This window comes from Pseudomonas pseudonitroreducens, assembly GCF_021603645.1.
Lineage (GTDB): Bacteria > Pseudomonadota > Gammaproteobacteria > Pseudomonadales > Pseudomonadaceae > Pseudomonas > Pseudomonas pseudonitroreducens.
This window is the reverse complement of the sequence record NZ_BQHJ01000001.1, coordinates 695,911-716,610: the sequence shown is the minus strand read 5'-3', so window position 1 is coordinate 716,610 and position 20,700 is coordinate 695,911. Positions and strand designations below refer to the sequence as shown.

The following is a 20,700-nucleotide window of genomic DNA, read 5'->3' as shown; positions in this document are numbered from 1 at the left end:
CCGCCGCCCTCCTTCTTTGGTTTCATTTCCGTGACCGATGGCGATAGGCTATCGTCCATATCCTGGCGTCACTCTTCTGACATTTTTCTGTGATCGCTATCAAATTTCCGATCCGGCGGCCGATAAGCTGGACAGACGTACCATTTCGACCTTCCCGAGATTCCAGCCTGATGCGCAACAACCAGCCGATCACCCAGCGTGAACGCACCTTCCCCGCCGAACAGCGGCTGATCTCCACCACCGATGCCCGCGGCGTCATCGCCTATGCCAACGACGCCTTCACCGCCATCAGCGGCTTTTCCCGCGAGGAGCTGGTCGGCGCGCCGCACAACCTGGTGCGCCATCCGGACGTCCCGGCAGCCGTCTTCGCGCACATGTGGGCGACCCTGAAGAAAGGCCGCCCGTGGATGGGCATCGTCAAGAACCGCTGCAAGAACGGTGATCACTACTGGGTCAGCGCCTACGTCACGCCCATCTATGAGCGCAACGAGATCGTCGGCTACGAATCGGTGCGGGTGAAACCCTCCGCCGAACAGGTACGCCGAGCCGAAGCGCTGTACGCACGGATCAACGCCGGCAAGTCAGCCATTCCCACCCGCGACCGCTGGTTGCCGGTGCTGCTGGACTGGCTGCCGTTCATCCTGATCGGCCAGATCGGCTTCCTTATTGGCGTCTGGCTGAATTCCCACTGGGGCTTCCTGCTGGCGGCGCTGCTCTCCATTCCACTGGGCCTGGCCGGCCTCGGCTGGCAGCAGCGCGGCCTCAAGCGCCTGCTGCGCCTGGCCGAGCAGACCACCTCCGATCCGCTGATCGCACAGATGTACACCGACAGCCGCGGCGCCCAGGCACGCTTGGAAATGTCCATTCTCAGCCAGGAAGCACGCCTGAAGACCTGTCTGACGCGTCTGCAGGACACCGCCGAAACCCTCACCGAGCAGGCCCGCGAAGCCGACTCGCTGGCCCACCACAGCTCCGCCGGCCTCGACCGCCAGCGCCAGGAGACCGAGCAGGTGGCCACCGCCGTCAACCAGATGGCCGCCACCACCCAGGAAGTGGCTGACAACGTGCAGCGCACTGCCGATGCCACCCGCCAGGCCAACGACCTGACCACCGAGGGCCGGCAGATCGCTGCCGAGACCCGCGAAGCGATGCAGCGCCTCTCCAATTCCGTGGGCGAAACCGGTGAAGCGGTCAGCCAGCTGGCCCGCGACAGCGAGCAGATTGGCGGCGTGGTGGACGTGATCAAGGGCATCGCCGACCAGACCAACCTGCTGGCCCTCAACGCCGCCATCGAGGCCGCGCGTGCCGGTGAAATGGGCCGCGGCTTTGCCGTCGTCGCCGACGAGGTCCGCTCGCTGGCCCAGCGTACCGCCGAGTCGACCGGACAGATTCACCAGTTGATTGCCAACCTGCAGAACACCGCCACCGAGGCGGTACGCGCCATGGACTCCGGTCGTCGCCAGGCCGATGAAGGCGTGGAGCGCGTGCTGCAGGCGGACAGCGCCCTGGTGGGCATCAGCGATGCGGTGGCCAACATCACCGAGATGACCACCCAGATCGCCGCCGCTGCCGAGGAGCAGAGCGCCGTGGCCGAGGAGATCAACCGCAACATCAGCACCATCGCCAACCTCGCCGACCAGACCTCGGGCGAAGCCCAGCGCACCGCCCTGCTCAGCGAAGAGCTGACGCAGACCGCGCACCGCCAGTATTCGCTGGTGGAGCGGTTCAACCGCTGAGGCCAGACAACGCGTAGGGCGCATAACGCGCCCTACGCCTCTGTCGCGCGGCGACAACTGTAGGAGCGAGCTTGCTCGCGAACCTGGCCCCGCACAGAGGCAGTTCGCGAGCAAGCTCGCTCCTACAAAATCCACCGACCCGCAGCATTTCGCCGGGTTACTTGAAGTCCCACTGCATCTGCGCCGGAATGCTGACATCCCGCGAGGAATGCACGCACACGTCCACGTAATCGGTGAAACGCGGCGGCGCGGCGATGCCTTCATCCAGCAGGCGCTGGTTGTCGAACAGGTAGTTGAGGTCGGCGAAGCCGCTGTACAGACGTAGCGCCCGCAGCACCAGGCGCGGATTGGCCTTGCCGATGCGGCTTTCGAAGCTGCCGGCCAGCTCGCGCAGGTCCTCACTGCTGACCTTGCGATAACGCTTGCCCACCGGTGCCTCGCCACGAGCGTCGGCGTAGGCGCGATCGATTTCGCCGAAGGTGCAGGCCGAACCGTTGCCCGCGGAGATGTGGTAGAGGCTGTGGCTCAGAGTCGGCTTGAGAGCCAGGGCCACCAGCGCTTCGGCGCAGTAGTCCACCGGGATCACGTCGATCTGCTCATCCAGGCCGCAGGTGAAGCTCTCGAGGGCGAAGCCCATGCGGAACACCCAGAAAATGCTCCCCGAGGCGCGACAGCCAAGCTCGCGATGCCCCACCACGATGGAAGGACGCGCCACCACCAGGGGCAGCGACGGCAGCTCCTCGCGCATGCGCCGCTCGATCTCGGCCTTGGAGGCCGTGTAGTCCACCAACTGGTCTTCGCTGTCCGGGAAATCCCAGGACTCGCGAACCGGCGACTCGCGTTGCGGCCCGCAGCACATGGCCGTACCCACATGCAGGAAGCGCTTGAGATTGCGCGACTGACTGAGCAGCTTGGCGAAAGCAAAAGTGCCCTCGACATTCACCGGCCAGATGCTTGGGTTCTTCGAGAACGAAGCCACCGCCGCGCAGTTGATCACCTGCTCCACCCGCATCAGGCGGGCACGCGCGCCCTGCATCCAGGCGGTATCCAGCAGGTCGCCGCAGAGAATCTGCTGCTCCTGAAGGCTCTGCAGCGCAGATTCCGGCACACAGTGCAGGCGCAGGTTGTCGCGCAGGCGCAGCAGGCCCTGCTCGGGCGATTCGGCGCGAACCAGGAACAGTAGCGCCGGAGCGTGACCATCGGCGATCAGGTGGGCGGCGACGGCGCCACCGAGGAAGCCCGTGGCGCCGGTCAGCAACAGGCTATGCGCGGCGCTGGTGGAGTATCGGAGGGGTTGGGTGGCAATGCGTTCAGCGTAATCGGGGTTCATGGCAGCTTTCGGCCTGTCCTCTGGAAGCGGGGCGTCGACTACCAGGAGTCGACGCCGGCGAGGATAGGAAGCGCTGCCTTAAGGGCCGATTAGGGCAATAGAAAAGCTTCGATCCTTGCCGCAGTGCTTTGCAGATGCTGCTCGTGAGTCAGCCCGGAAGCCTTCAACGGCTTCAGGTCATGGTCGGCAGCCGCCAGCCAGTGCAACTGGATCGCCGGTGACAGCGAATAGCCGGCCACCGTGGGGCGATCACCCAGCGCATCGCGCTCGCCCTGAACGATCAGGGTCGGCGTCTGCAGATCCGCGAGATGGGCGACGCGGGGCTTTTCCGGCTTGCCGGCGGCATAGAACGGGTAGCCGAGACAAACCAGCGCGTCCACACCCAGCTCGTCCGCCAGCAGGCTGGCCATCCGCCCGCCCATGGACTTGCCACCGATGGCCAGCCGGCCCGGCACTTCGGCGCGGACCTGGGCATAGACCTGCCGCCAGCAGTCGAGCAACTGCTTCTGCGGATTCGGCGGACGGCGCCGACCGTCCTCGCGACGCATAGCCATATAGGGGAACTCGAATCGCACTACCGAGATACCTCTTTCAGCCAGACGCGCGGCGATCTCGTGCATGAACGGACTGTCCATCGGCGCACCGGCGCCATGCGCCAGAACCAGCGTCGCTGACAGTTCGCGGGGTGCCGGGTTCCGCAGCAGCGACAAAGGACCGCAGGCGCGCGCGACAGAGGTCTCAGGCGCCAATTGATCCGAATCAATATTCCAAGAGGTGCCTTTATCCATCCTTCACTCCGCTAATTCCGAATTAGTACCTATCCCAAGGGGGAGGGGCGGCATACGCCGTAAGCCGTAAAAACCTTGCCGGGATGGGCATAGCCCATAACCGTGGATGGAAGCCCATAAATGAGCACAACCAATCAGACCGCTTATAACTATAAGGTGGTCCGCCAATTCGCCATTATGACAGTGGTGTGGGGAATCGTCGGCATGGCCGTCGGTGTCCTGATCGCCGCGCAACTGGTGTGGCCGGACCTTAACCTCGGCCTACCGTGGACGAGCTTCGGGCGCCTGCGTCCGTTGCATACCAATGCGGTGATTTTCGCCTTCGGCGGCTGCGCACTGTTCGCCACCAGCTACTACTCGGTGCAGCGTACCTGCCAGACCCGTCTCTTCGCAGGCCCGCTCGCTTCCTTCACCTTCTGGGGTTGGCAGCTGGTGATTCTGTTGGCCGCCATTACCCTGCCGCTGGGCATGACCTCCTCCAAGGAGTACGCCGAGCTGGAATGGCCGATCGACATCCTGATCACCATTGTCTGGGTTTCCTACGCCATCGTCTTCTTCGGCACCCTGATGAAGCGCAAGACCAAGCACATCTATGTGGGCAACTGGTTCTTCGGCGGCTTCATCCTGACCGTGGCGATCCTGCACGTGGTCAACAACCTGGAGATCCCGGTCAGCCTGACCAAGTCCTACTCGCTGTACTCGGGCGCCACTGACGCCATGATCCAGTGGTGGTACGGCCACAACGCCGTGGGCTTCTTCCTGACCGCCGGCTTCCTGGGGATGATGTACTACTTCGTTCCGAAGCAGGCCGAGCGTCCGGTCTATTCCTATCGCCTGTCCATCGTCCACTTCTGGGCGCTGATCGCCGTCTACATCTGGGCCGGCCCGCACCACCTGCACTACACCGCGCTGCCGGACTGGGCGCAGTCGCTGGGCATGGTGATGTCCCTGATCCTGCTGGCTCCGAGCTGGGGCGGCATGATCAACGGCATGATGACCCTCTCCGGCGCCTGGCATAAGCTGCGCACCGACCCGATCCTGCGCTTCCTGGTGGTTTCCCTGGCCTTCTACGGCATGTCCACCTTCGAAGGCCCGATGATGGCCATCAAGACCGTCAACGCCCTCTCCCACTACACCGACTGGACCATCGGCCACGTACACGCCGGCGCTCTGGGCTGGGTAGCGATGGTGTCCATCGGCTCGCTGTACCACATGATCCCGAAGGTCTTCGGCCGCGAGCAGATGCACAGCGTGGGCCTGATCAACACCCACTTCTGGCTGGCCACCATCGGCACCGTTCTGTACATCGCCTCCATGTGGGTCAACGGCATCACCCAGGGCCTGATGTGGCGCGCAGTGAACTCCGACGGCACCCTCACCTACTCCTTCGTCGAAGCCCTGGCCGCCGGCCACCCCGGCTTCATCGTGCGAATGATCGGTGGTGCCATCTTCCTGCTGGGCATGCTGGTCATGGCCTACAACGTCTGGCGCACCGTAGCGGCCGCCAAACCGGCTGAAATGCAAGCCGCGGCGCAGATGGCCTGAGGAGACCGACATGAAACACGAAGTACTTGAGAAAAACGTCGGCCTGCTGGCCCTGTGCATGGCCGTCGCCGTGAGCATCGGCGGCCTGACCCAGATCGTCCCGCTGTTCTTCCAGGACGTGACCAATACCCCGGTGGAAGGCATGAAGCCCTACACCGCCCTGCAACTGGAAGGCCGTGACGTTTACATCCGCGAAGGCTGCGTGGGCTGCCACTCGCAGATGATCCGTCCGTTCCGCGCCGAGACCGAGCGCTACGGCCACTACTCCGTTGCCGGCGAAAGCGTCTGGGACCACCCGTTCCTGTGGGGCTCCAAGCGTACCGGCCCGGATCTGGCCCGCGTTGGCGGCCGCTACTCGGACGACTGGCACCGCGCGCACCTCTACAACCCGCGCAACGTGGTCCCGGAGTCGAAGATGCCCGCCTACCCCTGGCTGGTCGAGAACAAGCTCGACGGCAAGGACACGGCGAAGAAACTGGAAGTGATGCGTGTCATGGGCGTGCCCTACACGGACGACGACATCGCCGGCGCCAGCGACGCCGTCAAAGGGAAGACCGAAATGGACGCGGTAGTCGCGTACCTGCAGGTCCTCGGCACCTCCATCAAGAACAAGCGGTGACAGCATGGATATCGGGACCATTCGCGGCCTCGGCACCGTCATCGTGATGGTGGCCTTCGTCGGCGTACTGCTCTGGGCTTACGGCGGCAAACGCAAGGAGCGCTTCGACGAAGACGCCCTATTGCCCTTCGCGGATGACCCGGCAGCCAAGCGTCACGCTGAGCAAGAGCAAGCTTCTAGGAGCAACAACGCATGACTACCTTCTGGAGTCTGTACATCACCGTACTAACAGTCGGCTCGCTGATCGCCCTGCTGTGGCTGGTATTCGCCACCCGCAGCGGGCAGTCCTCGAACACCACCGACCAGACCATGGGCCACGCCTTCGACGGCATCGAGGAGTACGACAACCCGCTGCCCAAGTGGTGGTTCCTGCTGTTCGTCGGCACCATCGTGTTCGCCGCCGGCTACCTGGTGCTCTACCCGGGCCTGGGCAACTGGAAAGGCGTCCTGCCGGGCTACGACGGCGGCTGGACCCAGGACAAGCAATGGGAGCGTGAAGAAGCCCTGGCCAAGGAAAAATACGGCCCGATCTTCGCCAAATACGCCGCCATGCCCGTGGAAGAAGTCGCAAAAGATCCGCAAGCCATGAAAATGGGCGAGCGCCTTTTCGCCACCTACTGCTCGATCTGCCACGGCTCGGATGCCAAGGGCGCGGTGGGCTTCCCCAACCTGACCGACAGCGACTGGCGCTGGGGCGGCACCGCCCAGGACATCGAGACCACCATCCTCGGTGGCCGCCACGCCGCCATGCCGGCCTGGGGTGAAGTGCTGGGCGACAAGGGCGTGCAGGACGTGGCCGCTTTCGTGACCGCCAACCTGGACGGCCGCAAGCTGCCCGAAGGGGTGAGCGCCGAGAACGTGGACAACGGCAGCAAGCTGTTCGCCACCACCTGTGTCGCCTGCCACGGCCCGGAAGGCAAGGGCAACCCAATGATGGGCGCACCTGATCTGACTCACCCGGGCGCCTTCATCTACGGTTCCAGCTACGCGCAACTGCAGCAGACCATCCGTCACGGCCGCCAGGGCCAGATGCCGGCGCAGGAGCAATACCTGGGCAAAGACAAAGTGCACATTCTCGCCGGTTACATCTACAACATTTCCGGCCAGGCGAAGTAAACTCCCCGCCCCCCAACTCGCGCCCACTAAAACGGGCGCGAGTTTCTTACCTCCGCAATATCGCGACGAAGTGTCGCACCCTCTCTATCTCCTTTCTTCACACCCTTCCGGTTCACGTCTAAGCTGAATTCCATTCGCAAACCTGCAATACGACTAACCTGACCCACTTCCCAGGTTGGTACGAACGAGCCGAAATGAGCGGCAAACAGCGGCGCAAAGCGCTCCGGAGCAGGCGTCAAACCGGCTTCGCGCCAAGGCCCGGCGCGTTGCAATGGCCACCTGCTTTCTCCATACTTGCCGCCGTTTTTTTGTCCATAAAATCCAAAAACCGTGGAACCTTAGAATGAGCACAGCAATCAGTCCGACTGCTTATAACTATAAGGTCGTCCGCCAGTTCGCCATCATGACGGTGGTCTGGGGGATACTTGGAATGGGGGTTGGTGTTTACATCGCCTCACAGTTGGTTTGGCCCCAGTTGAACCTGGACCTGCCCTGGACCAGCTTCGGCCGACTGCGTCCGCTGCACACCAACCTGGTGATTTTCGCCTTCGGCGGCTGTGCTCTCTTCGCAACTTCCTACTACGTCGTACAGCGCACCTGTCAGACCCGCCTGGTCTCCGACAGCCTCGCCGCCTTCACCTTCTGGGGCTGGCAAGCGGTAATCGTGCTGGCCGGCATTACCCTGCCGCTGGGCTACACCTCCTCCAAGGAGTACGCCGAGCTGGAATGGCCGATCGACATCCTGCTGGCCATCGTCTGGGTGACCTATGCACTGGTGTTCTTCGGCACCGTGATGAAGCGCAAGACCAAGCACATCTACGTGGGTAACTGGTTCTACGGCGCGTTCATCCTTGTCACCGCCATGCTGCACATCGTCAACAGTGCAGAACTGCCGGTCACCTGGTTCAAGTCCTACTCGGTCTACGCCGGCGCCACCGACGCGATGATCCAGTGGTGGTACGGCCACAACGCCGTGGGCTTCTTCCTGACCACCGGCTTCCTCGGCATGATGTACTACTTCGTTCCGAAGCAGGCCGAGCGTCCGATCTACTCCTATCGCCTGTCCATCGTGCACTTCTGGGCGCTGATCACCCTGTACATCTGGGCCGGTCCGCACCATCTGCACTACACCGCGCTGCCGGACTGGGCGCAGTCGCTGGGCATGGTGATGTCCCTGATCCTGCTGGCTCCGAGCTGGGGCGGCATGATCAACGGCATGATGACGCTGTCGGGCGCCTGGCATAAGCTGCGCACCGATCCGATCCTGCGCTTCCTGGTGGTCTCCCTGGCCTTCTACGGCATGTCCACCTTCGAAGGCCCGATGATGGCCATCAAGACCGTCAACTCCCTGTCGCACTACACCGACTGGACCATCGGCCACGTACACGCCGGCGCCCTTGGCTGGGTTGCGATGATCTCCATCGGTTCCCTGTACCACCTGATTCCGAAGGTCTTCGGCCGCGAGCAGATGCACAGCGTAGGCCTGATCAACGCGCACTTCTGGCTGGCTACCATCGGTACCGTGCTGTACATCGCCTCGATGTGGGTCAACGGCATCACCCAGGGTCTGATGTGGCGTGCGATCAACGCCGACGGCACCCTCACCTACTCCTTCGTGGAAGCCCTGCAGGCCAGCCACCCGGGCTTCATCGTCCGTGCTCTGGGCGGCGCCTTCTTCGCCTCCGGCATGCTGCTGATGGCCTACAACACCTTCCGTACTGTGCGCGGTTTCAAACAGGCTGACGCCGATGCCGCTGCCCAGATCCCCGCTGTAGGAGCTCACTGATGAAGCACGAAGTAGTCGAGAAGAATATCGGCCTTCTGGCCTTCTTCATGGTCATTGCGGTGAGCATCGGCGGTCTGACCCAGATCGTTCCGCTGTTCTTCCAAGACGTCACCAACAAGCCGGTCGAAGGCATGAAGCCGCGCACCGCGCTGGAACTGGAAGGCCGTGACATCTACATCCGCGAAGGCTGCGTAGGCTGCCACTCGCAGATGGTCCGTCCGTTCCGCGCCGAGACCGAGCGCTACGGCCACTACTCCGTCGCCGGCGAAAGCGTCTGGGATCACCCGTTCCTGTGGGGCTCCAAGCGTACCGGCCCGGACCTGGCCCGCGTCGGCGGCCGCTACTCCGACGACTGGCACCGCGCGCACCTGTACAACCCGCGCAACGTAGTGCCGGAATCGAAGATGCCCTCCTACCCCTGGCTGGTGGAGAACAAGCTCGACGGCAAGGACACGGCGAAGAAAATGGAAGCCCTGCGTACGCTGGGCGTGCCTTACACCGACGAAGACATCGCCGGTGCCCGTGACGCCGTCAAAGGCAAGACCGAGATGGACGCTGTCGTCGCCTACCTGCAAGGCCTCGGCACCATCATCAAGAGCAAACGGTGACAGTGATGGATATCGGGACCATTCGCGGTATCGGCACGGTAGTAGTCATGGTCGCCTTCGTCGGCGTCCTGCTCTGGGCCTATGGCGGCAAACGCAAGGAGCGCTTCGACGAAGACGCCCTGCTGCCCTTCGCGGATGACCCGGTCGCCAAAAAGCACGTCGAGCAAGAGCAAGCTTCTAGGAGCAACAAAGAATGACAACCTTCTGGAGTCTGTACGTCACCGTACTTACCCTGGGCACCATCTTCGCCCTCGCGTGGCTGCTGTTCGCCACCCGTCGCGGTCAGCGCAACGAAGCCACCGATGAAACCGTCGGCCATGCCTTCGACGGCATCGAGGAGTACGACAACCCACTGCCCAAGTGGTGGTTCATGCTGTTCGTCGCCACCTTCATCTTCGCCCTCGGCTACCTGGTCCTGTACCCGGGCCTGGGCAACTGGAAGGGCCTGCTGCCGGGCTACCAGGACAAGGCCGAATTCGCCAACGGCGAACAGGGCTGGACCGGTGTGCACCAGTGGGAAAAGGAAATGGCCAAGGCCGATGAGAAGTACGGCCCGCTGTACGCCAAGTTCGGCGCCATGCCGATCGAGGACGTGGCCAAGGACGAGCAGGCCCTGAAAATGGGTAACCGCCTGTTCGCTTCCAACTGCTCCGTCTGCCACGGTTCCGATGCCAAGGGTGCCCACGGCTTCCCCAACCTGACCGACGCCGACTGGCGCTGGGGCGGCGAGCCGAAGGACATCATCGCCACCATCGAAGGCGGTCGCCACGCGGCCATGCCGGCCTGGGGCGAAGTCATCGGCGATGCCGGCGTCCACGATGTGGCTGCCTTCGTCACCACCAAGCTGGACGGCCGCAAGCTGCCAGAGGGCGTGACTGACGAGCAGGTCGCCAACGGCCAGAAGATCTTCGCCACCAACTGCGTGGCTTGCCACGGCGCAGAAGGCAAAGGCACCGCTGCCATGGGCGCACCCAACCTGACCCACCCGGCCGCGTTCATCTACGGTTCCAGCTTCGCCCAGCTGCAGCAGACCATCCGCTACGGCCGCCAGGGCCAGATGCCGGCTCAGCTGGAGCGTCTGGGCAAAGATCAGGTGCACCTGCTCGCTGCCTACGTGTACAGCCTGTCCCATGGCGAAGGTGAGAAGAGCGCGGAATAATCCTGCTCTTTCCTACACCCATAGCGACACCCTGCGGCGCCGGTTTCTACACCGGCGCCGCTCTATTTCTGGGTCCATAATTCCTTGCGCGACCAACTGTCGCACCGTTGCAACCCCCACCACGCCGTATCATTGTTAGGCGTGCAAGCATATTTCTGACCCTCTCGGCATGTATCGACAGGGCGCCCTCCCGCTGCCGTGGAATGCACTGATGAGCAAACAGATTCCGGTCCAGGACGTCACTCCGCCCACTAAAGGCAAGAGTGAAAGCGTCGACCTTTATGCCTCCCGGGAAAAGATCTATACCCGAGCCTTTACCGGGTTCTTCCGCAACCTCCGCATGGCCGGGGGCGCCCTCCTCTTCCTACTCTACTTCGGCACCGTGTGGCTGACCTGGAATGGTCGTCAGGCGGTGCTCTGGGACCTGCCCGAGCGCAAGTTCTACATCTTCGGCGCGACCTTCTGGCCGCAGGACTTCATCCTCCTTTCCGGCTTGCTGATCATCAGTGCCTTCGGCCTGTTCTTCATCACCGTGTTCGCTGGCCGCGTGTGGTGCGGCTACACCTGCCCGCAGAGCGTGTGGACATGGATCTTCATGTGGTGCGAGAAAATCACCGAGGGTGATCGCAACCAGCGCATGAAACTCGACAAGGCGCCCATGAGCGGCAACAAGCTGCTGCGCCGCTTCGCCAAGCACAGCCTCTGGCTGCTGATCGGCCTGGTCACCGGTCTGACCTTCGTCGGCTATTTCGCGCCGATCCGCGATCTGCTCAGCGATCTGGTCACTGGCCAGGCCGACGGCTGGGCCTACTTCTGGGTCGGCTTCTTCACCCTCGCCACCTATGGCAACGCCGGCTGGCTGCGCGAGCAGGTGTGCATCTACATGTGCCCTTACGCGCGCTTCCAGAGCGTGATGTTCGACAAGGACACCCTGATCGTCTCCTACGACCCGCGTCGTGGTGAGGGCCGTGGCCCGCGCAAGAAAGGCGCCGATTACAAGGCCCAGGGCCTGGGCGACTGCATCGATTGCACCATGTGCGTACAGGTCTGCCCGACCGGCATCGACATCCGCGACGGCCTGCAGATCGAGTGCATCGGCTGTGCCGCGTGCATCGACGCCTGCGACAGCATCATGGACAAGATGAACTACCCGCGCGGCCTGATCAGCTACACCACCGAGCACAACCTGTCGGGGCAGAAGACCCACCTGGTGCGCCCGCGTCTGATCGGCTACGCCATCGCCCTGTGCATCATGATCGGTCTGCTGATCACCGCCATCTTCCTTCGCCCGCTGGTCGGCTTTGACGTCAGCAAGGACCGCGTGCTCTACCGCGAGAACGCCGAAGGTCGCATCGAGAACGTGTATAGCCTCAAGGTCATGAACAAGGACCAGAAAGACCATACCTACGTACTCAGCGCCAAGGGCCTGGACGGCCTGATCCTGGAAGGCAAGAAGGAAATCTCGGTCGCTGCCGGGGATATCTTCAGCATGCCGGTGGAACTGTCCATCGATCCGGAGAAACTGCCCTCGACCACCAACGAGATCAGCTTCACCATCCAGTCGGTAGACGACCCGTCGATCAGCAAGGAATCCACCAGCCGCTTCATCGGCCCACGCCTTCGTTGAACCGACGCTGAACGAATTGGCACCCCATGTTGCGCATGGGGTGCCAGCACCGAGCGAAATACGTAGAATTCGCCCGCCCCTTCACCGGGCAGCGCCCCGTATGGCGCTGCCAGCGAGAGATCAAAGAGCATGCAATCGGCCATGAAGACACCCGTGGAACCCTGGTACAAGCACCTCTGGCCGTGGATCATCATCGCCATGCTGGCCACCTCGATCTTCCTCAGCCTGACGATGGTCAATATCGCCGTGAACAACCAGGACTCCCTGGTCAGCGACAACTATTACGAGGCCGGCAAGGGCATCAATCGCTCCCTCGACCGCGAGCACCTCGCCCAGCAACTCAAGCTGCGGGCGAAGATCAGCTTCGACGAGCTGACCGGCGAAGTGGACCTGCGCCTCACCGGCGACAGCCGTCCGGCCACGCTCACCCTGAACCTGCTCTCCCCTACCCTTGAGTCCCAGGACAAGCACCTGGAACTGCGCGCCAGCCCCGCCGAGCCCGGCCGCTACACCGCCAGCCTGGACGCCGCTGTCAAAGGTCGCCGCTTCGTCGAGCTGCTCGGCGAGGAGAACGGCAAGACCTGGCGTCTGTTCGAGGAAGAAAAGGTCGCTCCCGGCGGTACCTTCGACCTCGGCGACGAGCCCCTCAGCGGAGATGAAGCCGAGCGCCCATGAGCGCCGCGCTGCTCTGTTACCACTGCGCGCTGCCGGTACCACCCGGCAGCCGCTTCGTTGCGCCAGTCCTGGGCCAACCCCGCGAATTCTGCTGCCCAGGTTGCCAGGCCGTAGCCGAGGCCATCGTTGCCGGCGGACTGGAAGGCTATTACCGCCACCGCACCGAAGCCGCGCCAAACCCTGACGCCTTGCCCGAACAGCTGGCTGACGAGCTGAAGCTGTTCGACCGTCCCGACGTTCAGCAGCCCTTCGTCCAGCACCAGGGCGATCTCGCCGAGACCGCCCTGATCATGGAGGGCATCAGCTGCGCCGCCTGCGGCTGGCTGATCGAGAAACACCTCAAGGGCCTGCCCGCCATTGCCGAGGCTGGGCTGAACCTGTCCAATCACCGTCTGCACGTGCGCTGGTCCGACAGCGAGCTGCCACTGAGCGAGCTGCTCGCCGAGCTGCGCCGTATTGGTTACGCAGCGCACCCGTTCCAACCGGATCGCGCCGCCGAACAGTTGCACCAGGAGAACCGCAAGTCCCTGCGCCAACTGGGCGTCGCCGGCCTGCTGTGGTTCCAGGCGATGATGGCAACCATGGCCACCTGGCCGGAATTCAACATCGACCTGAGCCCCGAGCTGCACGAAATCCTGCGCTGGGTGGCGATGTTTCTCACCACCCCCATCGTCTTCTACTCCTGCCAGCCGTTCTTCCGCGGCGCCGTGCGCGACCTGCGCACCCGCCACCTGACCATGGATGTCTCGGTCTCCCTGGCCATCGGCGGCGCCTACCTCGCGGGCATCTGGACCGCCGTCACCGGCCATGGCGACCTGTATTTCGACGCCGTGGGCATGTTCGCCCTGTTCCTGCTGGCTGGCCGCTATCTCGAACGCCGTGCCCGTGAACGCACTGCAGCCGCCACCGCACAACTGGTCAACCTGCTGCCTGCATCCTGCCTGCGTCTGGACGACAGAGGCCAGAGCAGCCGTGTACTGCTTAGCGAACTGAACATTGGCGACCGAGTACTGGTGCAGCCCGGCGCAGTGGTCCCGGCCGATGGCCTGATCCTCGATGGTCAGTCGAGCGTCGACGAATCCCTGCTCACCGGCGAATACCTGCCGCAACCCCGCCAGAGCGGCGACAGCGTCACCGGCGGCACCCTCAACGTCGAAGGCCCGCTGACCGTGCAGGTCAAGGCCCTGGACGGCGACAGCCGGCTGTCCGCCATCGTCCGCCTGCTCGAGCGCGCTCAATCGGACAAGCCGCGTCTCGCCGAGCTCGCCGACAAGGCCGCGCAGTGGTTCCTCATTGCCCTGCTGGTGCTGGCCGCCGTGGTCGGTCTGTTCTGGTGGCAGCAAGACGCCTCCCGCGCCTTCTGGGTGGTCCTGGCGATGCTGGTGGCCACCTGCCCCTGTGCGCTGTCACTGGCTACGCCGACCGCCCTGACCGCCGCCACCGGCAGCCTGCACAAGCTCGGCCTGCTGGTGACACGAGGCCACGTGCTGGAAGGCCTGAACCACATCGACACGGTCATTTTCGACAAGACCGGCACCCTTACCGAAGGTCGGCTGACACTGCGCGCAGTCCGGCCACTGGGAGCGCTGGACAGCGATGCCTGCCTGGCCCTGGCCGCCGCCCTGGAGAACCGCTCCGAACACCCCATCGCCCGTGCCTTCGGCCGCGCGCCGCAGCCCGCCGAGAATGTCGAGAGCCATCCCGGCCTGGGCCTGGAAGGCCTGGTCGGCGAGCGCCGCCTGCGCATCGGCGAGCCATCGTTCGTCTGTGCCCTGAGCGGTAGCGAAGCGCCTCAGCACCCGCAGGAACCCGGTCAGTGGCTGCTACTCGGTGATGCAAACGGCGCCCTCGCCTGGCTGGTGCTGGACGATCGCATCCGCGAAGACGCCGCCGACCTGCTCGACGCCTGCCGCGCCCGTGGTTGGCGCACGCTGCTGCTCTCCGGCGACAGCTCGCCCATGGTCGGTCGCGTCGCCGCCGAACTGGGCATCGACGACTGCCGCGGCGGTTTGCGCCCGGACGACAAGCTTGAAGTCCTGCGCCAGCTGCACCAGCAAGGCCGCCGCGTGCTGATGCTGGGCGACGGGGTGAATGACGTTCCGGTGCTGGCCGCTGCCGACATCAGCGTCGCCATGGGTTCCGCCACCGACCTGGCCAAGACCAGCGCTGACGCCGTGCTGCTGTCCAACCGCCTGGACAGCGTGGTGCAGGCCTTCAGCCTGGCCCGCCGCACCCGCCGGGTCATCATCGAGAACCTGCTCTGGGCGGGGCTGTACAATGGGCTGATGTTGCCCTTCGCAGCCCTCGGCTGGATCACTCCGGTGTGGGCTGCGGTGGGCATGTCGATCAGCTCGCTGACCGTGGTACTCAACGCCCTGCGCCTGACCCGGCTGCCCAAGGGCGCCGGTGCCCCGCCAGCGACCACTGCCCTGCCCGTCGCCCCGCAAGCGGCGCAGGCGCTGCCACGGAGTTGAAATGCCCGCACTCTACATAATGATCCCGGTTGCCGTGGTGATCGTCGGCATCTGCATTGCGATCTTCTTCTGGGCGGTGAACAGCGGCCAGTACGACGACATGGACGGGCCGGCCCACAGCATCCTGTTCGACGACGAAGACCCCAAGCACCAGGCCGGCATCGACGAAGCCGAAGGTGCCGACTCGCACGCCAGCCAGAAGCAGGACAAACGCGATGCCTGAACTGGCGCCTTTGCTGGCGTCCGCGCTGATTCTCGGCCTGCTCGGCGGCGGTCACTGCCTGGGCATGTGTGGCGGTCTGATGGGTGCGCTGACCATGGCCATCCCGCCGGAGCAACGCGCACGGCGGCTGCGCCTGCTGCTGGCCTACAACCTCGGCCGCATTCTCAGCTACGCCTGCGCCGGCCTGTTGCTCGGCCTCGCCGGCTGGGCGGTGGCGCGCACACCATTTGCCTCGGCATTGCGGGTGGTCGCTGGCCTGCTGCTGATCGCCATGGGCCTCTACCTGGCCGGCTGGTGGAGCGGTCTGACACGCATCGAAGCCCTGGGGCGCGGCCTCTGGAAGCACATCCAGCCGTCCGCCAGCCGCCTGCTTCCGGTCAGCACGGTGCCGCGCGCGCTGCTGCTGGGGGCTCTCTGGGGCTGGCTGCCGTGCGGCCTGGTCTACAGCACCCTGCTCTGGGCCACCAGCCAGGGCTCGGCCATCGACAGTGCCCTGCTGATGCTCGCCTTCGGCCTCGGCACCTGGCCGGTGCTGCTGGCGACCGGGCTCGCCGCCGAGCGCATCACCGCACTGCTGCGCAAGCGCAGCGTGCGCATGGCAGGTGGCATCCTGGTGATCCTCTTCGGCCTGTGGACCCTCCCCGGTCCACACCAGGCCTGGATCATGGGTCACGAAATGCACGCCAGCATCGCCCAGCAGCACCATAAAGCCGCTTGATACAGGTCAACAGGCCTTTGCCGGACTCTCCCTAGACTGCGCAGGAAAAGCTCGCCACCGGGGAACATCGGCATGCTCGACAATATTCGCTGGGACGCAGATCTGATACGCCGATACGATCTGTCCGGCCCGCGCTACACCTCCTATCCCACAGCCGTGCAGTTCCACGAAGGAGTCGGACCCTTCGACCTGCTGCATGCGCTGCGCGATAGCCAGAAGGCGCAGCGGCCGCTCTCGCTCTACGTGCACGTCCCGTTCTGCGCGAACATCTGCTACTACTGCGCCTGCAACAAGGTCATCACCAAGGATCGTGGCCGCAGCGCCCCCTACCTGGCTCGTCTCATCCACGAAATCGAGATCGTCAGTCGTCACCTGGGCCGCCAGCAGCCAGTCGAGCAGCTGCATTTCGGTGGAGGTACCCCGACCTTCCTGAGCCCCGGCCAACTGCGCGAGCTGATGGCGCAATTGCGCACGCACTTCCATTTCGCCGAGGGTGACTTCGGCGACTACGGTATCGAGATCGATCCGCGCGAGGCCGACTGGTCTACCATGGGCCTGCTCCGCGAGCTGGGCTTCAACCGCGCCAGTATTGGCGTGCAGGACTTCAACCTGGACGTGCAACAGGCCATCAACCGCCTGCAGAGCCTCGACGAAACCCGCGCCATCATCGACGCAGCGCGCACCCTGCAATTCCGCTCGATCAATATCGACCTGATCTACGGGCTGCCCAAGCAAACCCCGGAGACCTTCGCCCGGACCGTCGAGCAGGTCATCACCCTGCAGCCCAACCGACTGTCGGTTTTCAACTACGCGCATCTCCCCGAGCGCTTCCCCCCGCAACGCCGAATCAGGGCCGAAGACCTGCCCTCCCCCGGGCAGAAACTGGAGATGCTGCAGCGCACCACCGAACAACTGGAAGCCGCCGGCTACCGCTACATCGGCATGGACCATTTCGCCCTGCCGGACGACGAACTGGCCATGGCCCAGGAAGACGGCACCCTGCAGCGCAATTTCCAGGGCTACACCACCCACGGCCACTGCGACCTGGTGGGCCTGGGGGTTTCCTCGATCAGCCAGATCGGCGACCTCTACTGCCAGAACAGCACTGACATCGCCGACTACCAGACCACCCTCGACCAGGGCCAGCTCGCTACCCGCCGCGGCCTGCACTGCAACAAGGACGACCTCATTCGCCGTGCGGTGATTCAGCAGTTGATCTGCCACTTCCAACTGGACTTCGAAGACATCGAAGACCTCTACAACATCGACTTCCGCGGCTACTTCGCGGAAATCTGGGACGACCTCGAACGCTTCGCCCGGGACGGCCTGATCACCCTGGGGCCGAGGGGCATCGACGTCAGCGCCTCCGGCCGATTGCTGGTCCGCTCGCTGTGCATGCTCTTCGACCGTTACCTGCCGATGCAAAACCTGCAACGCTTCTCGCGGGTCATCTGACCCGCGGGTTCCGTTTCGCACGACCGACGGTACGGGGCCAACTGTCGCACCCTTTGCTACAGGATGTGTCCTTGACCGCAAGGTGTAGGAACAGCCCTGAATCGGCACTTTTCGAAAGGATTCGAGACCACTCCAAGCACTACGAAACCCTCATCCCCGTCGCTGGAACCAGCGATTCAGACAGGTCGCCAACTGGCGCGCGACTTGCGGTCTGCGGTACCCTTGGTTTTTGTGTGCCATCCCATTCAAGGAACACTCATGGCCGAAACCATCAAAGTGCGCGCCCTGCCCCAGGCGCACTGCAAGGATTGCAGCCTGGCTCCCCTCTGCCTGCCCCTGTCGCTGAACACCAACGACATGGACGCCCTCGATGAAATCGTCAAACGCGGCCGCCCGCTGAAGAAGGGCGAGTTCCTGTTCCGCCAGGGCGATGCCTTTGGCTCCGTCTTCGCCGTACGCTCCGGCGCACTGAAGACCTTCAGCATCACCGACGGCGGCGAAGAGCAGATCACCGGCTTCCACCTGCCCAGCGAGTTGGTCGGCCTTTCCGGCATGGACACCGAGAGCTACCCGGTATCGGCCCAGGCCCTGGAAACCACTTCGGTCTGCGAGATTCCCTTCGAGCGCCTGGACGAGCTGTCCGAGCAACTGCCGCAACTACGCCGCCAGTTGCTGCGCGTGATGAGCCGCGAAATCCGCGACGACCAGCAGATGATGATGCTGCTGTCGAAAAAGACCGCCGACGAGCGTATCGCCACCTTCCTGGTCAATCTCTCCGCACGCTTCCGCGCCCGTGGTTTCTCGGCCCAGCAATTCCGCCTGGCCATGTCGCGCAACGAAATCGGCAACTACCTGGGCCTCGCAGTGGAAACCGTCTCCCGCGTGTTCACCCGCTTCCAGCAGAACGGCCTGATCGCGGCTGAAGGCAAGGAAGTGCACATCCTCGATTCCATCGAACTGTGCGCATTGGCGGGTGGCCAACTGGAAAGCTGATCCGACTGAAAGCTGACCGACTGGTTGACTTTCCGGTCATCGAAAACGGGCTCGCCGATTGGCGGGCCCGTTATACTTTGGCCTTTGCAAAAACCGCATCAGGTGCACATCCAGCATGATCCTCAACCAACTCGACCTGAAGTCCGTGATCCGTGCCGTTCCCGACTTTCCCAAGCCCGGCGTCATGTTCCGCGACATCACTCCGCTGTTCCAGTCGCCGCGAGCCCTGCGCTTCGTTGCCGACAGCTTTATCCAGCGCTACGTCGAGGCCGACTTCACGCACATCGGCGCCATGGATGCGCGCGGCTTCCTGATCGGTTCGATCATCGCCTACGAGCTGAACAAGCCCCTGGTATTGTTCCGCAAGCGCGGCAAGCTGCCGGCGGACGTCCTGGCCCAGGCCTACGAAACCGAGTACGGCGAAGCCCTGCTGGAGGTCCACGCCGACAGCCTGTGCGAAGGTGACAGCGTGCTGATCTTTGATGACCTGATCGCCACCGGCGGCACCCTGCTGGCCGCCGCGCAACTGGTGCGCCGCATGGGCGCCAGCGTGTTCGAGGCCGCAGCGATCATCGACCTGCCGGAACTTGGCGGCTCGACCAAGCTCAATGACGCCCAGATCCCCACCTACAGCCTGACGGCCTTCGCACTCGACGAAGCCTGAGCCACGCTGTTCACCAAAACGGGCGCTGCGGCGCCCGTTTGCATTTGCGCCGCTCCCGCAAACCAACTCCCCATCCAATGACTGGTCGTGACCCGTTTGGCCTGATTCGACCTGGCCGCGGCCATATATGACCTGGCGATTGTCCGACAAGACTTCGAACATGACATCAGCTGATGACACATTCGAAGGTGGCATCACGAACTAACGACAGGACTTGCCCGGGTCGCCGCCCCTGCCGCGCCGCCCCCGGAACTCCAAGCCCGCACAACAAGAAGGAGTTAGTCATGAACGCCAGTACCACGCCGATCCGCGCCAACTTCCCGGTCCGCCGCATGGATTTCACGTTCAGTGAAACGCCGAAATACTGGTGGGACGGGCAGCCTTTCATGACCCACTTCATGAATAACCTGTCCTCGCTGTTCCCTTATGGCGAGAAGTTCTTCGTCGACAGCGTGCGCGCCGTCCGCGAGCGCATCCAGGACCCGCAGCTGCAGAAGGACGTCAGCGCCTTCATCGGCCAGGAAGCCATGCACTCCAAGGAGCATGCGGCCTACAACGAGTACGCCGACGAGCACGGCATCGACCTGGAAACCCTCGAGTTGCGCATCAAGGTGCTGCTCGAATCCATCAGCAAGGTCACCACCAGGAAGCACCAGCTGGCGATCACCTGTGCCCTGGAGCACTTCACCGCGACCATGGCCGAACAACTGCTCAAGCGTGAAGACCTGAGCAGCCAGATGAAGTCGGACAAGATGTACAAGCTGTGGATGTGGCACGCGGTCGAGGAGAACGAGCACAAGGCCGTCGCCTATGATGTCTACCAGCAGGTCTACGGCGGCTATTTCACCCGCACCGCGGTGATGCTGCTGACTACCGTGATCTTCCTCAGCGTCATCGCCGGCTTCCAGATCAACCTGCTGCGCCGTGATGGCCAGCTGTTCAACTGGCGCAGCTGGAAGCACGGCCTGGGCGTACTGCTGCACCCGCGCCGCGGCTACTTCGTCAATCTGATCCGCCCATGGCTGGACTACTTCCGCCCCGGTTTCCACCCCTTCGACCACGACACCAAGGCGCTGGAAACGCGCTGGAAGGAGACGCTGGATTTCGCCGGCTGACCCTTTTGCGGCAAGTAAAAACGCCAGGCAATGCCTGGCGTTTTTCATTCACGGGAAAAAAGCTCGCTC

The 20,700-nt window shown here is 63.7% G+C and carries 20 protein-coding genes; 18 read left to right on the top strand and 2 right to left on the bottom strand.

The features are described 5' to 3' along the window. The first annotated feature begins 170 nt into the window (after positions 1-170). Positions 171-1,736: a methyl-accepting chemotaxis protein gene (locus L6D89_RS03355; protein ID WP_236170723.1), complete on the top strand. Its 1,566-nt coding sequence runs from the start codon at positions 171-173 to the stop codon at positions 1,734-1,736. A 157-nt stretch (positions 1,737-1,893) separates the two neighbouring features. Here the strand turns inward: L6D89_RS03355 and cprA are convergent, their stop codons facing one another. Together cprA and L6D89_RS03345 are read right to left on the bottom strand one after the other, a co-directional pair. Continuing rightward, the gene (gene cprA, locus L6D89_RS03350; RefSeq protein ID WP_236170724.1) at positions 1,894-3,066 is read right to left on the bottom strand and encodes a cationic peptide resistance protein CprA; all 1,173 of its coding nucleotides are present in this window, start codon (positions 3,064-3,066) and stop codon (positions 1,894-1,896) included. 89 nt (positions 3,067-3,155) lie between these two features. Then, on the bottom strand, positions 3,156-3,854 hold the full coding sequence (locus L6D89_RS03345) for an alpha/beta family hydrolase (protein ID WP_236198728.1): 699 nt from the start codon (positions 3,852-3,854) through the stop codon (positions 3,156-3,158). 120 nt (positions 3,855-3,974) lie between these two features. Here L6D89_RS03345 and ccoN (L6D89_RS03340) point away from each other — a divergent pair, with 120 nt between their 5' ends. The 17 genes from ccoN (L6D89_RS03340) to L6D89_RS03260 all read left to right on the top strand — a co-directional run bounded on the left by ccoN (L6D89_RS03340) (position 3,975) and on the right by L6D89_RS03260 (position 20,631). Beyond that, complete coding sequence (gene ccoN / locus L6D89_RS03340; RefSeq protein ID WP_045209130.1) at positions 3,975-5,399, top strand: cytochrome-c oxidase, cbb3-type subunit I; 1,425 nt, start codon at positions 3,975-3,977, stop codon at positions 5,397-5,399. A gap of 10 nt (positions 5,400-5,409) precedes the next feature. Next, the gene (ccoO, locus tag L6D89_RS03335; RefSeq protein ID WP_015477751.1) at positions 5,410-6,018 is read left to right on the top strand and encodes a cytochrome-c oxidase, cbb3-type subunit II; all 609 of its coding nucleotides are present in this window, start codon (positions 5,410-5,412) and stop codon (positions 6,016-6,018) included. Between the two features lie 4 nt (positions 6,019-6,022). Next, complete coding sequence (locus L6D89_RS03330; RefSeq protein ID WP_017516305.1) at positions 6,023-6,214, top strand: CcoQ/FixQ family Cbb3-type cytochrome c oxidase assembly chaperone; 192 nt, start codon at positions 6,023-6,025, stop codon at positions 6,212-6,214. Continuing rightward, the gene (gene ccoP, locus L6D89_RS03325; protein WP_236170726.1) at positions 6,211-7,134 is read left to right on the top strand and encodes a cytochrome-c oxidase, cbb3-type subunit III; all 924 of its coding nucleotides are present in this window, start codon (positions 6,211-6,213) and stop codon (positions 7,132-7,134) included. The genes L6D89_RS03330 and ccoP (L6D89_RS03325) overlap by 4 nt, the downstream gene beginning before the upstream one ends. A gap of 343 nt (positions 7,135-7,477) precedes the next feature. Next, a complete protein-coding gene (ccoN, locus tag L6D89_RS03320) occupies positions 7,478-8,920 on the top strand; it encodes a cytochrome-c oxidase, cbb3-type subunit I (protein ID WP_045209126.1) in 1,443 nt (480 codons plus the stop codon). Then, positions 8,920-9,528, top strand: coding sequence for a cytochrome-c oxidase, cbb3-type subunit II (gene ccoO, locus L6D89_RS03315; RefSeq protein ID WP_017516817.1), 609 nt, complete (start codon positions 8,920-8,922; stop codon positions 9,526-9,528). The genes ccoN (L6D89_RS03320) and ccoO (L6D89_RS03315) overlap by 1 nt, the downstream gene beginning before the upstream one ends. A 5-nt stretch (positions 9,529-9,533) precedes the next feature. Next, a complete protein-coding gene (locus tag L6D89_RS03310) occupies positions 9,534-9,725 on the top strand; it encodes a cbb3-type cytochrome oxidase subunit 3 (RefSeq protein WP_024763940.1) in 192 nt (63 codons plus the stop codon). Then, complete coding sequence (gene ccoP / locus L6D89_RS03305; RefSeq protein WP_236170727.1) at positions 9,722-10,687, top strand: cytochrome-c oxidase, cbb3-type subunit III; 966 nt, start codon at positions 9,722-9,724, stop codon at positions 10,685-10,687. Before L6D89_RS03310 ends, ccoP (L6D89_RS03305) begins: the two co-directional genes overlap by 4 nt. 211 nt (positions 10,688-10,898) lie before the next feature. Further along, a complete protein-coding gene (gene ccoG / locus L6D89_RS03300; RefSeq protein WP_236170728.1) occupies positions 10,899-12,314 on the top strand; it encodes a cytochrome c oxidase accessory protein CcoG in 1,416 nt (471 codons plus the stop codon). Between the two features lie 129 nt (positions 12,315-12,443). Beyond that, positions 12,444-12,989 (top strand): FixH family protein, encoded by a 546-nt coding sequence (locus tag L6D89_RS03295; RefSeq protein WP_373873546.1) that lies wholly within the window; start codon positions 12,444-12,446, stop codon positions 12,987-12,989. Then, positions 12,986-15,463, top strand: coding sequence for a heavy metal translocating P-type ATPase (locus tag L6D89_RS03290; protein WP_236198727.1), 2,478 nt, complete (start codon positions 12,986-12,988; stop codon positions 15,461-15,463). Before L6D89_RS03295 ends, L6D89_RS03290 begins: the two co-directional genes overlap by 4 nt. A 1-nt stretch (position 15,464) precedes the next feature. Further along, a complete protein-coding gene (gene ccoS, locus L6D89_RS03285) occupies positions 15,465-15,686 on the top strand; it encodes a cbb3-type cytochrome oxidase assembly protein CcoS (protein ID WP_236170731.1) in 222 nt (73 codons plus the stop codon). Further along, complete coding sequence (locus tag L6D89_RS03280) at positions 15,679-16,404, top strand: sulfite exporter TauE/SafE family protein (RefSeq protein ID WP_236170732.1); 726 nt, start codon at positions 15,679-15,681, stop codon at positions 16,402-16,404. The genes ccoS and L6D89_RS03280 overlap by 8 nt, the downstream gene beginning before the upstream one ends. 72 nt (positions 16,405-16,476) lie before the next feature. Beyond that, a complete protein-coding gene (hemN, locus tag L6D89_RS03275; RefSeq protein ID WP_236170733.1) occupies positions 16,477-17,859 on the top strand; it encodes an oxygen-independent coproporphyrinogen III oxidase in 1,383 nt (460 codons plus the stop codon). 258 nt (positions 17,860-18,117) lie between these two features. Beyond that, complete coding sequence (gene anr / locus L6D89_RS03270; protein WP_015477764.1) at positions 18,118-18,852, top strand: transcriptional regulator Anr; 735 nt, start codon at positions 18,118-18,120, stop codon at positions 18,850-18,852. A 115-nt stretch (positions 18,853-18,967) separates the two neighbouring features. Further along, complete coding sequence (locus tag L6D89_RS03265; protein ID WP_138521687.1) at positions 18,968-19,516, top strand: adenine phosphoribosyltransferase; 549 nt, start codon at positions 18,968-18,970, stop codon at positions 19,514-19,516. A gap of 284 nt (positions 19,517-19,800) precedes the next feature. Next, positions 19,801-20,631, top strand: a complete 831-nt coding sequence (locus L6D89_RS03260; protein WP_236170734.1) for a metal-dependent hydrolase — start codon at positions 19,801-19,803, stop codon at positions 20,629-20,631. Positions 20,632-20,700: the final 69 nt, after the last annotated feature.